An 18,867-nucleotide genomic window follows, 5' to 3' on the forward strand; every position below is an offset into this window, starting at 1 on the left:
TTTAAGAATAATAGGTTCTTTTCATTCAACGTAGCTTTCAGTTTCAAAAATTAAAATACTATGCTTCCTACCTACAAAGGGCTGATAAAATTAAACTAAAGAGGCATCCATTTCAGTTTTGAATAAGAAATCATGACGGTGTCCATCAACAACAGTCATTTACCCACATACGGCATCAAAATGATTTCGTCCATCTCCAATTGGAATAGCTTCACCAGTGACACTATACATTTTCAATAAAAAAGTACTTAAATAAAATAATAGTCCTAAAAAAATAGTAGCATTTAATAAAATGTTACTATTTTTCCCAATAACTCGGCCGAACAATCCATCTAGGTAATTTTGTTGCTGCGTTTCCTTTTGCTGAATTCACCTGAATTTGCGTTAAAAATAAACAGTCCGCTAAATTCGCATCACGAATATCAGCATCACGTAAATCAGCTCCAATTAAATTAGCGCCCGATAAATCCGTATGTCGTAAATTAGCTGCAATTAATAATGAACCCGCAAGATTAGCCCCTCTCAAAGATTTTCTCGTTAAATTTTTTCCGATAAAATCAAATCCTGAAATGACTTGATTTCCTGCTACTTTTTGACTGACATACGCCTGTACTTCTTTTAAACATGTATTAACTTTCAAACGATAAGCATCCACCTCTACGATCGTAGGCTCCTCCGTTAATTTTTCTGTTTCTTTTATCAGCAGATGCAACTTTTCTTTTAATTCTTTAGGTAAAATGAACGTTGAAGCATCTGTTAAATACCACATCATCTCATGGAGCTGTCTAACTATTAGAAAATCATCATACATCTGTTGTGCAACATTTGAATTTTCCTTCCAACTCAAACCTTCATAATTAACTTGCGCCACCTTCTGACCTGCTCCAAAACAGTCATACGTGGTACAACCTTTAAGCCCTTGATTACGAAGGTTTTGATGAATGTAACAACTAAAATCATCCTTTAAATTTAAACACGGTTTTCCTGCTACCTTATCTGTTGGAAACCCATCGCACTTCGAAAAAAACAATGCCACACAACAAAGACCAAAACACTTCGAACAATCAATCTTTAAATGATTAAATAACGCCTCATCATATCCTTTTTCACGTAACATCCAACTCCACTCCTATCTATACTTACTAGCTTATCAGACACCTTATTTTTCGTAAACATAAAAAATACCCTGTACGCATCGTACAAGTTATCAATTTTAAGCTTAACTTGGCAATACAGTATCATCGATTCACTGTTTTGATTTTTGAGTAATTTTAATTCTAATTACATCACCTTTATCCGTTCTAAAGAAAATATTCTACGATTATACATCCGATTGATTAAAATCATTTTAATATAGTTTTGAAAAATGAAAAATACCCTGAAGAATTCATAAGCTCATCCTTCATATTATCTGAGATAAACATTTGATATAATAAAAGATGACTATACTAATAGTAGATAAAATTTATATCTAATAGAAAGGATACTATGCTATATGGAGCTTAATTTAAACATCTATGAAACGATGGCATTAGTTTCTATCGTCTTCTATCTTGGTCGATATACGAGAAATAGATTCTCAATTTTATCAAAATATTGCGTTCCACCTGCAGTTGTTGGAGGATTTATTTTTGCCTTATTCATTTTATTACTACATGAAACGAATTTAGCAACGATTAATCTAGATATGAGTTTACAAAATTTATTTATGACTGCTTTCTTTACTAGTATTGGATTCACCGCTAGCTTTAAAATTTTAAAACAAGGAGGTAAACAGGTTATAATCTTCCTTGGTCTTGCTGCATTACTAGTCACTTTACAAAATACAATCGGTATCATACTAACTTCACTCTTCAATTTAAATCCTTTACTCGGTCTTTGTACGGGATCCATTCCTATGATTGGTGGACATGGGACAGCTGGATCATTTGGACCGATGCTTGAAGGGATGGGGGTTGCTAGAGCAACAACGGTCGCTGTCGCCTCCGCAACTTTTGGGTTAATTATGGGAAGCATTATTGGTGGATTAGTTGCCCGTAACCTAATTATTAGACATCAATTAAAAACAGTTCGTCATGAATCATCATCAACACCTCCAACAGAAATGGGAGACTATAATGAAGAGAATCATAATCTTTTATCATTTAAAAAATTAATGAATGCATCTTGTTTCTTATTTATCGCAATGGGAAGCGGTTCAATTGTCTCAGACCTGATTCAAAAATCAGGATTCACCTTCCCATCTTACATTGGTGCAATGTTAGTCGCAGCTACTATCAGAAACTTCTTTGATTTCAGAGGACGATCAATTGATGAAAAAGAAATCGAGACAATTGGTGGTCTTTCACTATCCTTTTTCTTAACGATGGCATTAATGGGACTTAAACTATGGCAACTACTCGATTTAGCTTTACCACTACTTGTGATGCTTATCGCTCAAGTTGTATTAGTTGGACTATTTGCCTACTTTATTACCTACCGTATCATGGGAAAAAATTACGAAGGAGCTGTCTTTGCCTCTGCAACCTGTGGGTTTGGAATGGGAGCCACACCAAATGCTATTGCTAATATGGGGTTCTATAATATTTGGTGTTGCTGACTAAGCAACGCCTTTTTTCATGGCATAAAAAAAAGAGACATCACGTCTCTATCCTGTTACAATGTTATCGGCTAAAACAATATTGAAAGGATTGAATTTGATGTCTCACTCATATTTTACTAGAAAACTCTTAAATATTAAAGATAAAAACATTACATTCCCGGAAGATTATCTTGAGGAAGTGAAATTAAATGGTGTGACTAGCTTTATTTTTAAAGGAATTTTATCTTATCACCCCACTCATTGTGAACACTGTGGGACCCTTTTCGATTCAAAGTTTAAAAAGCATGGGTTCAAAACTTCTCGTTTAGTGATCCCCAAAGTATCGTTACACGATACTTATTTAGACTTAAGGAAACAACGTTACTTTTGTGGGCATTGTCATTCCACATTCACACTAAAAACCTCTATCGTTGAAAAGAACTGTTATATTTCTTACAACACCAAACACGCGATTGCGTTAGAGGCTCAAAATAAAATCTCTGAATACGATATTGCCCGTCGTCATCAAGTGTCTCATTCAACAGTTAATCGCATCATTCATAGCTTCTATGAATCTCAATCTCTCAACTTTAATTACCTTCCTGAAAACCTTTGTTTTGATGAATTTAAATCGGTTAAGTCTGCTGAGGGTCACCTGGCATGCGAAGCATAAATCCTCCACTGCTAGGGAATGGGTCACATGTCCTTTATCTTTTGTGATGCTGATACGAAACAAATCATTGATATTGTTGAAGATCGTCGTTTAAGCTCTCTTCAGGCTTATTTTAAACGGTATACTGAAGAAGCACGTTCTCGTGTTAAACATATTGTGATTGATATGTACGCCCCTTATATTAGCTTGATTAAGGAGCTTTTTCCTCACGCCAAAATTATTCTTGATAAATTTCATTTAGTTCAACATATCTCCCGTGCGTTGAATAAAACGAGGGTTCGATTCATGAAGCAATTCAAAAAACACAGTCGCAAATTTAAACGTTATTGGCGATTATTTTTAAAATCTCATACCTTGCTCAATACCACCACTTATCGATCGGTTTACTGTTTCAAACAACCGATGCGAGAAATTGATATCTTAAACTTTCTACTCGATCTATCTCCTGAGCTAAAATCGACTTATGATCTTTATCAAGACTTACTTTTCGCTCTTCAAACAAAAAACTTAGATCGATTCAATCACTTACTTGAAGTAGAACACCCTCTTATCTCTCCTGAACTTCAAACCGCTTTTCAAACCTTTAAAATGTATCAATCTTACATTAAAAATACGCTCACAACGCCATACACCAATGGTCCGATTGAAGGAATCAATAACAAAATTAAAGTGATTAAGCGTATTGCCTTTGGCTATCGTAGTTTCTATCATTGGGTCACCTGCCATGCGAAGCATGTTTCCTCCACTAGTAGGGTAATTAAATCCCGTATTCTCATGATTCAAAACTTAACCAAACCAAAAAGAAAAATCCTAGCAGATTAGCCACTAGGATTTCCATTTAATTATTCATTGTAAGCAGGTCACCATTTAATCAGCAACACTATTTGACAAAGTTCCAAATAAAAAAGAGACTGTATCAGAATAGATACACTCTCTTATGCTTCATTTTTATCGAAATTAACGTCTCTTTTCATTTCATATCCTTGTATATTTCTTTCTATACTTAATCTCTTCCTCTAATTTAATTAATTTTAATGCCTTTAGTTTTATTTCTTCGTCATTCAAATGAACAGATAGATTTTTGAAGCCATTCACGATATCAAATCGAATTAAAGTATAATTTTTTTCATCTGTTCAACTTTTAAAACCCTCAATCAAATGATTCATAATCATATCTTTTTGCTCTTCACCGGCTAATACAACTTGCCAAATTCTTTGCAAACTATGTCTTGCCATCACAAATTTAGGATTTTTAGCCACGTCATATAGTTTAGCAAAATCAACTAACATTCTTTTCTCATGATCACTTATAGCTAAATTAGAAAAAAGTTGAGCAGCTCTAAAACTTTTATGGTTATCTTTCCACGTTAAATCTTCTATTAACTGATTCACACCTCATAAACCCAATCCACAATATGTTCCGTCTCTAATAGAATACGATAATAAACTTCCTATTGAAAGTTTTTATCTTAGGACTCAACATTTTTAAAACAAAATTTTAGTTTATCCTTTATTTCAATCCTCTTTGATTCTCTTATAAAAATTCAAAAAAATACTTCAATGGATGAATAAATTCGTTTAAAATTTAACATAATCAATTGAAGTATTTTTTAATTTATTCTATTTATGATACGGTTCGTTATTATTGATTCGATAGGCACGATAGACTTGTTCTAATAAAATTAACTTAAATAATTGATGAGGGAATGTCATTTTAGAAAAACATAATTTATAATTCGCACGTTTTTTCACTTCGTCAGATAAACCAAGTGAACCACCGATAATGAAAGCCACATTACTATCTCCACTTAAAGCTAATTGACTTAACTGTTTAGCAAATTGCTCAGATGTCTTCATATCACCTTGTAAATCCATCGCAATCACATACATATTATCTTTAATTTTATTTAAAATTTGTTTTCCCTCTTTATCTTTAATCAGTTCCATTTCACGTTCTGACGCATTATCAGGCGTTTTTTCGTCCGGAACTTCAACCATTGTTAACTTACAATAACGAGATAAACGTTTAGAAAACTCCTCAATCCCTAGCTTAATATACTTTTCCTTAATCTTTCCGACTGAAATAATTGTAATATTCATTAAAAAACCTCCAATACATGAAAAGAAATTCCCTCATTTAATCAGGGAATTTTTTATTGTTATCTATTATAAAATCTTCGCAGAGATTATACTAGAATCTCTGCGAAGATTAGAACCTATTATTCAGTATGATTAGTCTAACTTTTCTAGATTTTATAGCTCATCCTCATCTTCGACCATCATACCTTCAATCACTTTATAAACGGCTACTTGATCGCAGTGCTCACATTTATGTTCAATTTCTACTTCAACTAAAATTGGTAACTTTCCATACTCATCTAAAAAACGATCCATTGACTCTTCAATATGTTCTAAACAACTGTACATGCCTATTCCTCCTATAACGTAATCACTTTCGATGGATGCATCGCATACGTCATATGTAAATTTAACTTACTTAAATCAACATTTTCTTCTTTTAAAATATGACGAACTGTCATTTCTGCTAAATCAGGTAAATTAGCATCCTGACTTAAATGAGCTAAATAAATAAGTTTCGTCTTTTCCCCAATTAACTGACTCATCGCATACGCTGAATCTTCATTTGATAAATGACCACAATCATCTAAAATACGTTGTTTTAACGACCATGGCCTATTACACATCTGAAGCATCTCTACATTATGATTCGTCTCCATAATATAGGCATCTGCATTTCCTAATGTTTTTAAAATATCACCCGTAATATATCCGGTATCTGTCACATAAACAAGCGTCTTTTCACCTTGCTTAATCATATAACCTACCGGATCAACCGCATCATGAGAAATTCTAAATGGCATAATCGATAAATCCCCTAGATCGAACCAAACATTTTTTTCAACCGCTGTCGTCTGTTCAAAACCTGGTTTGATAATATTTTTACGATACATCTCATCAATCGTTTTTGCCGTTGCACAAACATTTAATTTCCACTTACGAGTACAAACCCCTACACCCTTAATATGGTCACCATGCTCATGAGTAATTAAAATATGTTCTATTCTATTTTCATCAAATCCACTTTTTTTAATCAATTCCTGTAATTTTTTTAACGATAACCCATTATCAATTAAAATTGCTGTCTGTTCCGTTTCAATAATCGTTGCATTTCCGACACTTCCACTCGACAATACACAGATTCTCATTCTATCACCTGTTCTTCTATTCAAAAAACTTTTTTTATACTCCAAATAAGCCTTTTTTATTTCGATTATTCATTTTAACATTTTTATCATGATGAATCCAGTACAAACCCCTATTAAGCATCAATTTGATAAAAAAAGAAAGACTATCTCATAAAAGATAACCACTTATGATGATTAATAAAAACTTAAGGGATTCGATACTCATCACTTAAAACTCTAATCATTTGATTATAAACATACACACGGTTAAATCATATCACTTCTTTGTCTGTTATGTCCACATTACATAGGAATACTGGCAAATGTAGCAAACGAAAAGATAATCTACCTTATTACTCACTTTAAATGATATATTATACTAATATTTTAATTAAAGATAGAGTGTCCTAGTGAATTCCATAAGAAAAAGAGTACCTAAGGTACTCTTTTTCTTATGGAATGCTTATTTAATAACTTCTAAATTACGCATGTATGGACGTAATACTTCTGGAATAACAATGCTTCCATCAGCTTGTTGGTAGTTTTCAATAATAGCAGCTACTGTACGTCCAATTGCAAGCCCTGAACCATTTAATGTATGAACGAATTCAGGTTTAGCTTTTGCATCACGACGGAATTTAATATTTGCACGACGGGCTTGGAAATCTTCAAAGTTTGAACAAGAAGAAATCTCTTTATATTCATTATAAGATGGTAACCACACTTCGATATCGTATGTTTTAGCAGCAGAGAATCCGATATCTCCTGTACATAATTCGATGACACGGTATGGTAATCCTAATAATTGTAATACTTTTTCAGCATTTGCTGTTAAAGTTTCTAATTCTTCATAAGAATCTTCTGGTTTAACGAACTTAACTAATTCAACTTTATTGAATTGATGTTGACGGATAATACCACGAGTATCACGACCAGCTGAACCAGCTTCTGCACGGAAACATGGACTATATGCTGTATATTTAATTGGTAATTGTTCAGCGTTTAAAATCTCATCACGGTGTAAGTTTGTAACTGGAACCTCAGCTGTTGGAATTAAGAAGTAGTCAGTATCCACTAATTTAAATGCATCCTCTTCAAACTTAGGTAATTGTCCAGTCCCTGTCATACTTGCACGATTAACGATAACTGGAGGTAAAATCTCAGTATAGCCATGATCTCCTGTATGTAAATCTAACATAAAGCTAATTAAAGCACGCTCTAAACGAGCTCCTAACCCTTTATATACAGCAAAACGGCTTCCTGTAATTTTTCCAGCACGTTCAAAATCAATAATATCTAAATCAGTTACTAAATCCCAGTGTGCTTTTGGTTCGAAGTCAAACTTAGTTGGTTCTCCAAATTTACGAATTTCAACATTATCATTTTCATCTTTACCAACTGCAATTGTTCCACATGGAACATTTGGAGTACCTAATAAAAGATTTTTGATTTCTTCATCGATGTTGCGTAATTGTTCATCTAATTCTTTAACTTTTTCTCCAACACCATTCATTTGAGCTAATAATTCAGAAGCATCTTTTTTCTCACGTTTATATTGTCCGATTAATTTAGATACTTCATTACGATTTGATTTTAATTGCTCTACTTCTAAAATGATGTTCTTACGTTGTTCATCTAACTCAGTAATTTTATTTAAATAACTGAAATCTCCACCACGTGTTTCTAAGCGATTAATTGTACCTTGTAAATCTTCACGTACTCGTTTTAAATCTAACATGTGTATTTCCTCCTATTAATTGATTTTGATTAGTCGTTCTAGAAAACAAAAAAATCCCGTCCCTAATTTAGGGACGAGATTTAACCCGCGTTGCCACCCTAGTTGTTCACTAAGCGTTCCACGTGGAACATTTAAGTGAGACCACTTACAAAGATAACGGTTAGACCGTGAATGAATACTAATCATTGTGTTCTTCATTCCACTCCTAGGTTGATTTCTAGTTACTCATACATCAGTTTCCACCAACCACTGACTCTCTATGCTATCAAGTAAAAAGTACTACTCCTAATCAATGCTTTTTTATTTAATTGTAATATAGCATTAACTATTTTTTTTGTCAATATTAGTATATATCGTGTTTCTAATTATATGCGCATAAGACCTAATTATTTGTATGTAACCATTCTATTCTTCTGTTGAAGTTGTTTCAGTTTCCTTAGCCACTGTGTCAGCTTCAACACTTTCCTCAGCCTCTTCATGTTCAACAACTGCTACACTTGATACTAATTGATCATCTGTTAAACGAATTAATTTAACCCCTTGTGTTGCACGCCCCGTTTGAGAAATCTGATGAATTGGTGTACGGATAATAACACCTTTATTTGTCACGATTAATAAATCTTCATCACCATTTACAGCCTTCATGGCTACTAATGTCCCGTTTTTCTCTGTAATCGTTAATGTTTTAACACCTTTTCCACCGCGTTTTGTTTTACGATATTCTTGAATTGAAGTACGTTTACCGAACCCGTTTTCCGTAACAACTAAAATCTCCTGATCCATTGTGACCATTTCCATTCCTACTGCTACTTCTCCTTCTTCTAAGAAGATACCACGGACTCCGGCAGCTGTACGTCCCATCGGACGAACTTCAGTTTCCTCAAACCAAACTGCTTTTCCACCACTTGATGCAATAATGATATCATCGTTACCAGATGTTTTTCTGACACCAATTAGCTCATCATCTTCACGTAAAGAAAGAGCAATTAAACCATTGGTACGGATATGACCAAATGCTGATAACATCGTACGTTTTACAACCCCTGAACGAGTCGCAAAGAATAAGAATTCTTTATCATTAAATTCTTTAACAGGAATGATTGCACTAATGTACTCATCTTGGGCAATCTCAATAATATTAACAATTGGTAATCCCTTAGCTGTACGACCGTACTCAGGAATTGTATAAGCTTTCTTCTGATAAACTTTTCCTTTACTTGTAAAGAATAATAAATGATCATGAGTAGATGTTGATAATAATTCCTTAACATAATCATCATCATGTGTTCCCATTCCTTGAACACCACGTCCACCACGGTTTTGTGAACGATATGTTGAGATTGGCTGACGCTTAATATAACCATTATTTGTTAATGTAATGATGACTTGTTCTTCTGGAATTAAATCTTCATCTTCAATATCAAAGTCAGATCCACGGACGATTTCTGTACGACGCTCATCTCCATGTTTGTGTTTTACTTCTAACAACTCTTCACGGATAATCGCATGAACACGGTCTTCGTTCGCTAAAATATCTTTTAAATCAGCAATTAATGCGACTAACCCTTGATATTCTTCTTCGATTTTACCGCGCTCTAATCCTGTTAAACGGCGTAAACGCATCTCTAAAATAGCTTTCCCTTGGCGTTCAGATAACGAGAATTCAGACATTAATGAATTTAATGCCTCTTCATCTGTAGATGAACCACGGATAATCGCAATAATACGATCAATATGATCTAAGGCAATACGAAGCCCTTCTAAGATATGAGCACGATCTTCCGCTTTATTTAAATCAAATTGCGTACGACGAACAATAACCTCAACTTGGTGTTTGATATATGCCGCAATAATTTCTTTTAAGTTTAAAACTTTAGGTTGTCCATCTACAAGTGCTAACATATTAATTCCATAAGACACTTGTAATTGAGTTAATTTAAATAAATTATTTAACATCACTTGTGGATTAACATCTTTACGTAATTCAATAACAATACGTGTTCCTTCACGGTTTGACTCATTACGTAAGTCTGTAATTCCATCTAAACGTTTTTCCTTAACTAATTCCGCGATTTTTTCAATCAAACGCTCACGGTTCACTTGATAAGGAATTTCAGTGACTAAAATTGAATATTTTCCACCATGACCTTCAACAATTTCACATTTTGAACGCATCATGATTGATCCATTCCCCGTTTCATACGCCGAACGGATTCCTTTTGTCCCTAAAATTAAAGCACCTGTTGGTAAATCTGGTCCTTTAATAAATTGCATTAATCCTAAAACATCAATTTCAGGATTATCCATATAAGCTAAACATCCATCAATAACTTCAGATAAGTTATGTGGTGGAATATTAGTCGCCATCCCAACAGCAATCCCTGTTGTCCCGTTGACTAATAAGCTTGGAAAACGAGCAGGTAAAACGATAGGTTCTTGTTCTTCACCATCAAAGTTTGGTTGGAAATCAATCGTATTTTTATTGATATCACGCATCATTTCCATCGCAAGCTTAGACATTCTTGCTTCAGTATAACGCATAGCGGCCGCTCCATCACCGTCAATTGAACCGAAGTTTCCATGTCCATCTACTAATGGATAGCGATAACTAAAATCCTGTGCCATACGTACCATTGCATCATAAACTGATGAATCCCCATGAGGGTGATATTTGGCAATAACGTCCCCGACGATACGAGCAGACTTCTTATATGGCTTATCACTGTGCATCCCTAAATCATTCATCGAATACAAAATACGACGGTGAACAGGCTTTAACCCGTCACGAACATCTGGTAAGGCACGTGATACGATAACACTCATCGCATAATCGATGAATGAAGTTCTCATCTCTTTAGCAATATTATGCGGTTTAATTTGATCATATGCAGACATTTTCGTTCCTCCTTATAGATGTGATTGCTTCAAATTAGTAGTCTAGGTTTTTAACGTATTTAGCATTAGCATCTATAAATTCTCGACGTGGCTCTACGCGATCACCCATTAAAATATCAAAAATTTCATCAGCTTCAACAGCATCCTCAAGAGTAACCTGTAATAATGTACGTACTTCTGGATCCATTGTTGTTTCCCATAACTGCTCAGCATTCATCTCTCCAAGCCCTTTGTAACGTTGAACATTTGGACGAGGCGTTGCTGCTAAACTAGACATAATCTCTTCTAATTGTTTTTCATCATAAGCATATTCTACCTTTTTTCCTTGAGAAACTTTATATAAAGGAGGTTGCGCAATATAGACATACCCATGCTCTACTAAAGGTCTCATATAACGGTAGAAGAATGTTAATAATAACGTACGAATATGTGCTCCATCGACATCGGCATCGGTCATGATAACCACTTTATGATAACGAGCTTTCTCGATATCAAATTCATCTCCAACACCTGTTCCAATCGCATGGATCATACTTTTAATTTCGTTATTCGCATAAACTTTATCAATACGAGCTTTTTCAACATTTAAAACCTTACCACGAAGAGGTAAAATTGCTTGGAATTTATTATCTCGACCTTGTTTTGCTGATCCTCCGGCAGAATCTCCCTCGACGATAAATAATTCAGAAATATTCGCATCACGTGACTGACAATCGGCTAACTTGCTCTTAAATCCTAATGATTCAAGTGGAGACTTACGACGTACCATCTCACGCGCACGTTTTGCAGCCATACGAGCACGAGCCGCCATTAATGCTTTATCAATAATGATTTTAGCTGCTTGTGGATTCTCCATCAAGAAACGTTCAAATCCTTCAGAGAAAATATTATCCGCAATACGACGAACTTCGCTATTTCCTAACTTCGTTTTTGTTTGTCCCTCAAACTGTGGATCTGGATGCTTCGCAGAAATAATCGCTGTTAATCCTTCACGAATATCTTCCCCGATTAATGTATCGTCACCTTTTAATAAATTTAATTTTTTCGCATAACTGTTAATAATACGAGTTAATGCGGCACGGAATCCCGCTTCATGCGTTCCACCCTCGTGCGTATTAATGTTATTCGCAAACGAATAAATATTTCCAGCTACACCTGTATTATATTGCATCGCGATTTCAACACTAATTCCATCGCGCTCACCTTCAACATGAATCACTTCTTCATGAATGACTTCTTTATTCTTATTTAAGAAGCGTACATACTCACTAATTCCACCTTCATAATGGAACTCATGGCGTTGTGGTTTATCTGAACGAAGATCTTCTAATGTAATTTTTAATCCTTTGTTTAAAAAGGCTAACTCACGAATACGGTTGCGTAAAATATCATAGTCATAAACTGTCGTTTCTGTGAAAATAGTTGGATCCGGTGTAAACTTAACCTCAGTACCAGTAGAATCAGATTCACCAATGATGTGTAATTCATCAATTGGATTTCCTTTTTCAAACTGTTGGAAATACTTTTTACCATTACGACTTACTGTTACTTCTAAGTGTTCAGATAAGGCATTTACTACAGAGGCACCTACACCATGTAATCCCCCAGAAACTTTATATCCGCCACCACCGAATTTTCCTCCGGCATGTAAAACCGTATAAACTGTCTCAACTGTTGATTTTCCAGTTTGTTTATGAATATCAACTGGAATCCCACGTCCATTATCTTTAACGATGATTTCATTATCTTCAGTAATTGCAACATTAATTTCTGTACAGTATCCAGCTAATGCCTCATCGATTGAGTTATCAACAATTTCCCAAACTAAATGGTGTAATCCACGGCCACTTGTTGAACCGATATACATCCCAGGGCGCTTACGAACCGCTTCAAGACCCTCTAATACTTGAATATTACTAGCATCATACTGTTGTGTTTTCGATACTTCTTGCGTCATTCTTATCACCTATCCTAATCTTCGCGTTATTAATGGTAAAAATATCAGCCAGTTCAATGACATTTTCATCGATTCCATCAATATTCGTTGTCGTTATAAAGGTTTGAACTTTATTTTTTATCGTATTTAATAGCTGTGTTTGACGTGCATCATCTAATTCACTTAAAACATCGTCTAACAATAAAATGGGATACTCATTTAAAACAGAATAAATCAACTCGATTTCAGCTAACTTCATCGATAACGAAGCTGTTCGTTGTTGACCTTGTGAGCCAAACTGATGTGTATTCACACCATTAATTGAAACACTAAAGTCATCTCGATGAGGGCCTAAACTAGTTGATCCTAATTGAATATCCTGATCATATAAATCTTTATATTTCTGTAAAATTGTTTCTTCATTTAACTCAAGGTTCTTAAATGAATTGATATAATCTAAACCTATTTCTTCTAATTGATTTGAAATCTCACCATGAACTTTTTTCGAAAAACTCTCAAGCTTCTTTAAGAACTCAATCCGACTATTTAGCACATAAACCGCATGAGGCACTAATTGCTCTGTAATGACATCTAAAAGCAAATCATTCGAGCGATTCATACGAAGCTGTTTCAATAACTCATTACGTTGCTTTAACAATTTCGAATACTGTCCTAAATGAAATAAGTAAGTTGGGGATAACTGTCCAATCTCCATATCCATAAAGCGTCGACGATACTGTGGTCCACCTTTAACTAGCGATAAATCCTCAGGTGCAAACATCACCACAATAAGCTTACCGACATACTCACTTAATTTCTTTTGATCGATTCCATTATAACTTGCCTTCTTACCTTTTTTAGAAATAACTAAAGATAAATGCAAATCATCCCGTTCTCGCGTAATATCTGCCTCAATACGGGCAAAGTCTTCATTAAATAAAATCAGCTGTGAATCTTTACTTGTTCGATGCGACTTTGTCGTCGATAACACGTAAATTGATTCAATCAAGCTCGTCTTTCCTTGTGCATTATTTCCGATGATGATATTGATATTCTTCTTAAACTCTACACAAGCATCTTGATAATTTCTAAACTGTTTAAGTGACAATCGATTGATAAACAATGATAATCTCCTTTACTACTCAGCTACAATGATAAACTCACCAAATTCTTCAATCGAAACCACATCTCCAGGATAAAGTTTACGACCACGGCGGTTATCTTGCTCGTTGTTAATAAAGACAGGAATTTCTTCTAAGAAGAACTTTACACTTCCACCACTTTCAATAAGATTCTCGAACTTTAAAAACTGTCCAAGAGTAATAAATTCACTTGTAATAAATACTTCAGTTCGCATGCTAATCACCTTTTTCTTTCTATATATATTATAGCATAATTTACATTTTTTTAATACGTTAATCCCAAATAAAAAGCGTTGAAATCAATGGATTTCAACGCTTTTTTTCCAGTTTTAAAATTAGATATTTTCACTCTCTTGTGCTGACTCTAAAACCTTCTTCATCTTTTTCTTAAATTCAGGTCGTGGCATCATTAACATACGCTCACAATGACAACATTTAATCTTGATATCTGCTCCTAAACGGACCACTTGCCAACGATTTGTGCCACAAGGATGTGGCTTTTTCATCTCAACAATATCATTTAAACCAAATGTCACATTATTCATGAGATAGACTCCCTTCATTCTTTTGATAAACCATCATTTTAGAGTAAGGGATTTCAATATTCTCTCGGTCAAACGTCAACTTGATTAAGCGACGTAATTCACGTTGAATGTGCCACTGTTGAAGTGGTGAGACTTCAGCTATCATACGAATCACCACAGCTGAATCTGCTAATTCCTGTACCCCTAAAACTTGAGGAACTTGAAGGATATCGTCATATTGATTAAAAGCTTCTGACGCAACCTTCTGTAAAACTGAAATCGCCTTATCAAGATCCGCCTCATAGGCGATTCCGATATCTAATACCGCTTGACCATTTGAGACCGAATGGTTAATAACTTTTCCAATATTCCCATTTGGAATAATCACGATTTCACCCGTTAAAACACGAATTTTAACTGAACGTAATCCGATTTCTGTAACTGTTCCGGTATTTCCATCAATTTCGATAAAATCTCCAACTGAAAATAAATCTTCAAAAATAATAAAGAATCCCATGGTGATATCATCAAGCATACTCTTTGCCGCAAATCCAATGACCACAACAAGTGCACTTGAAGCGACTAATAACTTATCTAATGAGACAAAAACCGATAATAACCATAAAATTAAAACAATATTCACCGCATAACGCCAAATATTAAGAGCTAAACTTTCAAACGTCTCTTTTCGTCTTTCCGTTCCTCCCGTTACTTTTTGAATACGTTCAATATTCACGGCAAATGCTTTTTTAATCATATTCTTACCGAGTTTTCTGACGATTGACATAATTACAAGGATTAAAATAACACTAACAATTTTAAATCCAGCATTGATTAAAAAAGTATTTAACTGATCTGTTGCCAAAAAGTTCTGAATTTTATCAGCTAATACATTTGATAAAAATAATAAATTCAAATAGCTCACTCCTTAGTTTTTATTCTAAACCCATCATCTCGAGTAAACGATTTAAATCATCCATAGTCATATAATCAATAATGATTTGACCTTTCCCATTCTTTTCTTTAAGTTTGACTTTCGTTCCAAAATACGATTTCAAATTCGACTCCACGTACTCTAAATGGGGGTTTACTTCTCTTTTCGTCTTTTTATCTTCTTCAGCTTGAGCCGTTCCAACTTGTTTTACTAAATCTTCTAACTCACGCACTGAAATTTGTTTTTCTTTAATAATATTCGTAAACTTTAAAATTAATTCTTCATCTTTTAACCCAGCTAATACTTTTCCATGTCCAACTGAAATGACACCATTTTCAATATCATCTTGCACAGAGCGTGGTAACTGTAACAAACGCATCGTATTGGCAATGTAGGCACGACTCTTTCCAAGACGTTCACCTAAGCGCTCTTGAGTTAAATCTAATTTTTGCATTAACAGACGATAAGCTTCGGCTTCCTCAATGGCTGTTAAATCTTCACGTTGTAAATTTTCAATTAATGCATATTCCATCATTAAATGATCATTAAACTCACGAATGATTGCTGGAATAGTTGGTAATCCCGCTTTTTGAGCAGCTCTAAATCGGCGCTCCCCTGCAATAATAATATAACCTTTAATATCTTTTTTAACGATAATAGGTTGGAACACACCATGTTCTTTAATTGACATCGCTAATTCTTTAATCTTATTCTCATCAAAATACTTTCGTGGTTGATATGGGTTAGGTCTTAAACTCTTCACCTCTAATTGGTGAATCACTTCCCCTTCTTTGACTTGCTCAAACGATTCAAGACTCTCAATATCATGCTCTTGAAATAGTGCACCTAAACCTCTTCCTAATCTATTAGTCGACATTATTTTTAACCACCTCTTTAGCTAAATCAATGTAAAATTGAGCAGCTGACGATTTTTGATCATAAGCAATAATTGACTTTCCGAATGATGGCGCCTCACTTAAACGAACTAAACGTGGAATAATAGTATTAAACACTTTCTCTTTGAAATATAATTTAACTTCATTGATTACATCTAATCCTAAACGAGTACGGCGATCAAGCATTGTTAATAACACCCCTTCAATCGATAAATTTCGATTTAAACGGCGTTGAACAATACGAATTGTATTTAATAATTGTGCTAATCCCTCTAATGCATAATACTCACATTGTACTGGAATCAATGTCGAATCTGCTGCAGATAACGCATTAATTGTCAAAAGTCCAAGTGATGGTGGACAATCGATAATAATATAATCAAAATATTCTTTGACTTGTTCAAGTTTTGGTAATAACTTAAACTCACGGTCTTTTTCCATGACAATCATCGACTCAAATCCTGCTAATTCTTGAGACGATGGAATTAAAAATAAATTTTCTTCATTCGTTTTTAAAATTACTTGATTAGTTGGAATTTCATCCACCAATAAATCAAAAACAGTTAACTCAGCATCGCCTTTATAAACACCAATACCAGTAGAGGCGTTAGCTTGGGGATCCATATCAACAAGTAATACTTTATGACCCAAGTAAGCCAAGGATGCTGATAAGTTAATACTAGATGTCGTCTTACCAACTCCACCTTTTTGGTTCGTTATAGCGATAATTTTCCCCATATTAACCCTCCTAAAGTCATACTTGTTAATATTTTACCACGAAATGATAGGTTATGAAAAATAAATTTGGCGCTTGATCAGTAAATTTTGAACTTTTTGAAACGACTAATCTTATTAGTGATTATTATTTACAAACTTCGATTTTTTTATTAAATAGGTGGTGAAAAATGTCGTAGAAAACTTAATATTAGAAAGCTTTCTTGAAATTATCCTCATTATAAATTTTAATATCCGATTTCTTCAATAAACGGGCTGTCATTCCATCGCCACTCGTTAATTGACCACTAAATGTTCCATCATAAACTTATCCACAACCACACGATGAACTATTACTTTTTAAAATTCCAACCTTAACTTCAAATAAATGAGCAATCTTATCAACCTCTTCTGCCCCTTTTAAAAACTACTCCGTCATATCACATCTAAACTTATCCACAGCACGCCCATTCACCAATTCAACTGATTGCCGTAGAATAATAGGTAACCCCCTAATTGTTCAGGACATAATGGAATCACTTGATGGTCCTTAATTAATTTCAAAATTCCTTCTTGTGGATAACCATCTCCACAATATCTGCAGTCTATCCCTAACAAACACGAACTAACTGTAACTCTCATTTTCTGATCTCCTCTAATTTATCCACAACAAAGAAAAACGACAGGCATTCAATCGCCTGTCTTTTCTCTTTTTATTAATGTTTATGTTTGGGTAATGAAATTTTAATCACATATGAGTCATCTAACTCTTCAGTTTCATGTTCGACTCTCATACCTGTTTTTTCAACCATCATAATGGCTTGTTTAAAAGTATTCATGGCAATACGACAATCTCTTGGCATACGAGAAATCGTTTGTGGTTTTACTGCTTTCTCTTTTGGATTTAACGTTTCATCAATTAAACGCTCAGTTTCTGAAACATTTAAATCCTTCTCAATAATCTTCTCTAAAAGTTGGAATTGCAGTTCTTCATCTTTAACTAATAATAATGCACGCGCATGACGTTCTGTCACTTTACGCTCTAAAACTGCTTGTTGAACATGCTCAGATAAATTTAATAAACGAATTTTATTTGCGACTGTTGATTGAGATTTTCCCATTTGCTTTGCTAATGCAGCTTGAGTAATCCCATGTAAATCAATCAACTGTTTATAAGCTAATGCTTCTTCGATTGCAGTTAAATCCTCTCGCTGAATATTCTCAACAATTGCAATAGAAGCTGATTGCTTATCATCATAGTCTCGGACAATCGCAGGAACTTTATCTAGTCCAATTAACTTAGATGCACGATAACGTCTTTCTCCCGCAATAATTTCATAACCCTCTTTAAACTTACGAACAACAATCGGTTGAATCACACCATGTTCTTTGATAGATTCTGATAATTCCAAAATTTTTTCATCATTAAAAATATTTCGTGGTTGATATTTATTCGGAACGATTTTTGAGATAGGCAATTGAGTTACTTCATCTTTTGGCTGATTACGTGAATCATCTCGTGAAAAAATGTTAAACACCCTATATCCCCCTTATAATAAAAATCGAAAATCAATCTTAATGTTTAAATTATAGCGTATTTTTCTTCTTTTTTCTAGAATTTCTATAGT

19 protein-coding genes and 1 other annotated feature are annotated in these 18,867 nt (G+C 34.2%); of the genes, 3 read left to right on the plus strand and 16 right to left on the minus strand.

The window, feature by feature from the left end; all coding sequences use genetic code 11:
• Window positions 1-298 precede the first annotated feature (298 nt).
• Window positions 299-1,117: a pentapeptide repeat-containing protein gene (locus tag AT726_RS06085; protein ID WP_068759242.1), complete on the minus strand. Its 819-nt coding sequence runs from the start codon at window positions 1,115-1,117 to the stop codon at window positions 299-301.
• A 378-nt stretch (window positions 1,118-1,495) separates the two neighbouring features.
• On the opposite strand from AT726_RS06085, the gene gltS reads away from it, so the two are divergent.
• The 3 genes from gltS (at window position 1,496) to AT726_RS13005 (ending at window position 4,076) form a co-directional block, all read left to right on the plus strand.
• Window positions 1,496-2,599 (plus strand): sodium/glutamate symporter, encoded by a 1,104-nt coding sequence (gltS, locus tag AT726_RS06090; RefSeq protein WP_082704888.1) that lies wholly within the window; start codon window positions 1,496-1,498, stop codon window positions 2,597-2,599.
• A gap of 100 nt (window positions 2,600-2,699) precedes the next feature.
• A complete protein-coding gene (locus AT726_RS13000; protein ID WP_201023083.1) occupies window positions 2,700-3,254 on the plus strand; it encodes a transposase family protein in 555 nt (184 codons plus the stop codon).
• A gap of 27 nt (window positions 3,255-3,281) precedes the next feature.
• Complete coding sequence (locus AT726_RS13005; RefSeq protein WP_201023084.1) at window positions 3,282-4,076, plus strand: ISL3 family transposase; 795 nt, start codon at window positions 3,282-3,284, stop codon at window positions 4,074-4,076.
• 312 nt (window positions 4,077-4,388) lie between these two features.
• On the opposite strand, the gene AT726_RS13010 is transcribed toward AT726_RS13005, so the two are convergent.
• The 15 genes from AT726_RS13010 to noc all read right to left on the minus strand — a co-directional run bounded on the left by AT726_RS13010 (window position 4,389) and on the right by noc (window position 18,777).
• Window positions 4,389-4,646 (minus strand): hypothetical protein, encoded by a 258-nt coding sequence (locus AT726_RS13010; protein ID WP_201023085.1) that lies wholly within the window; start codon window positions 4,644-4,646, stop codon window positions 4,389-4,391.
• 228 nt (window positions 4,647-4,874) lie between these two features.
• Entirely contained in the window at window positions 4,875-5,354 is a 480-nt protein-coding gene (gene rlmH, locus AT726_RS06105; protein ID WP_055243386.1) for a 23S rRNA (pseudouridine(1915)-N(3))-methyltransferase RlmH, read from the minus strand.
• Window positions 5,355-5,507: 153 nt separating this feature from the next.
• Complete coding sequence (locus AT726_RS12555; protein ID WP_070099762.1) at window positions 5,508-5,681, minus strand: CxxH/CxxC protein; 174 nt, start codon at window positions 5,679-5,681, stop codon at window positions 5,508-5,510.
• A gap of 11 nt (window positions 5,682-5,692) precedes the next feature.
• Complete coding sequence (locus AT726_RS06110; protein ID WP_068759243.1) at window positions 5,693-6,481, minus strand: MBL fold metallo-hydrolase; 789 nt, start codon at window positions 6,479-6,481, stop codon at window positions 5,693-5,695.
• 442 nt (window positions 6,482-6,923) lie between these two features.
• Window positions 6,924-8,198 carry a serine--tRNA ligase gene (serS, locus tag AT726_RS06115; protein ID WP_055243388.1) on the minus strand — a complete coding sequence of 425 codons (1,275 nt, stop codon included), beginning with the start codon at window positions 8,196-8,198 and terminating at the stop codon, window positions 6,924-6,926.
• 66 nt (window positions 8,199-8,264) lie between these two features.
• Window positions 8,265-8,500 (minus strand) — a binding site (T-box leader).
• Between the two features lie 103 nt (window positions 8,501-8,603).
• Entirely contained in the window at window positions 8,604-11,093 is a 2,490-nt protein-coding gene (gene gyrA / locus AT726_RS06120) for a DNA gyrase subunit A (protein ID WP_068759244.1), read from the minus strand.
• A 34-nt stretch (window positions 11,094-11,127) separates the two neighbouring features.
• Window positions 11,128-13,050, minus strand: coding sequence for a DNA topoisomerase (ATP-hydrolyzing) subunit B (gene gyrB / locus AT726_RS06125; protein WP_068759245.1), 1,923 nt, complete (start codon window positions 13,048-13,050; stop codon window positions 11,128-11,130).
• On the minus strand, window positions 13,016-14,152 hold the full coding sequence (recF, locus tag AT726_RS06130; RefSeq protein WP_055276619.1) for a DNA replication/repair protein RecF: 1,137 nt from the start codon (window positions 14,150-14,152) through the stop codon (window positions 13,016-13,018). The genes gyrB and recF overlap by 35 nt, the downstream gene beginning before the upstream one ends.
• 15 nt (window positions 14,153-14,167) lie before the next feature.
• On the minus strand, window positions 14,168-14,386 hold the full coding sequence (gene yaaA / locus AT726_RS06135; protein ID WP_055243392.1) for a S4 domain-containing protein YaaA: 219 nt from the start codon (window positions 14,384-14,386) through the stop codon (window positions 14,168-14,170).
• Between the two features lie 120 nt (window positions 14,387-14,506).
• Window positions 14,507-14,716 (minus strand): DUF951 domain-containing protein, encoded by a 210-nt coding sequence (locus AT726_RS06140; RefSeq protein ID WP_055243393.1) that lies wholly within the window; start codon window positions 14,714-14,716, stop codon window positions 14,507-14,509.
• Window positions 14,709-15,611 carry a mechanosensitive ion channel family protein gene (locus AT726_RS06145; protein ID WP_068759246.1) on the minus strand — a complete coding sequence of 301 codons (903 nt, stop codon included), beginning with the start codon at window positions 15,609-15,611 and terminating at the stop codon, window positions 14,709-14,711. The genes AT726_RS06140 and AT726_RS06145 overlap by 8 nt, the downstream gene beginning before the upstream one ends.
• 19 nt (window positions 15,612-15,630) lie before the next feature.
• Entirely contained in the window at window positions 15,631-16,506 is an 876-nt protein-coding gene (locus AT726_RS06150; RefSeq protein WP_055243395.1) for a ParB/RepB/Spo0J family partition protein, read from the minus strand.
• Window positions 16,496-17,263, minus strand: coding sequence for a ParA family protein (locus AT726_RS06155; RefSeq protein ID WP_068759247.1), 768 nt, complete (start codon window positions 17,261-17,263; stop codon window positions 16,496-16,498). Before AT726_RS06155 ends, AT726_RS06150 begins: the two co-directional genes overlap by 11 nt.
• A 447-nt stretch (window positions 17,264-17,710) precedes the next feature.
• Window positions 17,711-17,881 carry a 2-thiouracil desulfurase family protein gene (locus tag AT726_RS13015; RefSeq protein ID WP_201023086.1) on the minus strand — a complete coding sequence of 57 codons (171 nt, stop codon included), beginning with the start codon at window positions 17,879-17,881 and terminating at the stop codon, window positions 17,711-17,713.
• 74 nt (window positions 17,882-17,955) lie between these two features.
• Window positions 17,956-18,777 (minus strand): nucleoid occlusion protein, encoded by an 822-nt coding sequence (gene noc / locus AT726_RS06165; RefSeq protein ID WP_055243397.1) that lies wholly within the window; start codon window positions 18,775-18,777, stop codon window positions 17,956-17,958.
• Window positions 18,778-18,867 lie beyond the last annotated feature (90 nt).

The organism is Turicibacter sp. H121 (assembly GCF_001543345.1).
Lineage (GTDB): Bacteria > Bacillota_I > Bacilli_A > MOL361 > Turicibacteraceae > Turicibacter > Turicibacter bilis.

What these genes read in the sequence shown, in the direction of transcription:
- gyrA (WP_068759244.1), bottom strand. Translation starts at nt 11,093, where the DNA reads ATGTCTGCATATGATCAAATTAAACCGCATAATATTGCTAAAGAGATG.
- AT726_RS13005 (WP_201023084.1), top strand. Translation starts at nt 3,282, where the DNA reads ATGTCCTTTATCTTTTGTGATGCTGATACGAAACAAATCATTGATATT.
- AT726_RS13000 (WP_201023083.1), top strand. Translation starts at nt 2,700, where the DNA reads ATGTCTCACTCATATTTTACTAGAAAACTCTTAAATATTAAAGATAAA.
- AT726_RS06155 (WP_068759247.1), bottom strand. Translation starts at nt 17,263, where the DNA reads ATGGGGAAAATTATCGCTATAACGAACCAAAAAGGTGGAGTTGGTAAG.
- serS (WP_055243388.1), bottom strand. Translation starts at nt 8,198, where the DNA reads ATGTTAGATTTAAAACGAGTACGTGAAGATTTACAAGGTACAATTAAT.
- yaaA (WP_055243392.1), bottom strand. Translation starts at nt 14,386, where the DNA reads ATGCGAACTGAAGTATTTATTACAAGTGAATTTATTACTCTTGGACAG.
- AT726_RS06110 (WP_068759243.1), bottom strand. Translation starts at nt 6,481, where the DNA reads ATGAGAATCTGTGTATTGTCGAGTGGAAGTGTCGGAAATGCAACGATT.
- gyrB (WP_068759245.1), bottom strand. Translation starts at nt 13,050, where the DNA reads ATGACGCAAGAAGTATCGAAAACACAACAGTATGATGCTAGTAATATT.
- AT726_RS12555 (WP_070099762.1), bottom strand. Translation starts at nt 5,681, where the DNA reads ATGTACAGTTGTTTAGAACATATTGAAGAGTCAATGGATCGTTTTTTA.
- rlmH (WP_055243386.1), bottom strand. Translation starts at nt 5,354, where the DNA reads ATGAATATTACAATTATTTCAGTCGGAAAGATTAAGGAAAAGTATATT.
- AT726_RS13015 (WP_201023086.1), bottom strand. Translation starts at nt 17,881, where the DNA reads ATGAGAGTTACAGTTAGTTCGTGTTTGTTAGGGATAGACTGCAGATAT.
- AT726_RS06150 (WP_055243395.1), bottom strand. Translation starts at nt 16,506, where the DNA reads ATGTCGACTAATAGATTAGGAAGAGGTTTAGGTGCACTATTTCAAGAG.
- gltS (WP_082704888.1), top strand. Translation starts at nt 1,496, where the DNA reads ATGGAGCTTAATTTAAACATCTATGAAACGATGGCATTAGTTTCTATC.
- AT726_RS06140 (WP_055243393.1), bottom strand. Translation starts at nt 14,716, where the DNA reads ATGAATAATGTGACATTTGGTTTAAATGATATTGTTGAGATGAAAAAG.
- AT726_RS06085 (WP_068759242.1), bottom strand. Translation starts at nt 1,117, where the DNA reads ATGTTACGTGAAAAAGGATATGATGAGGCGTTATTTAATCATTTAAAG.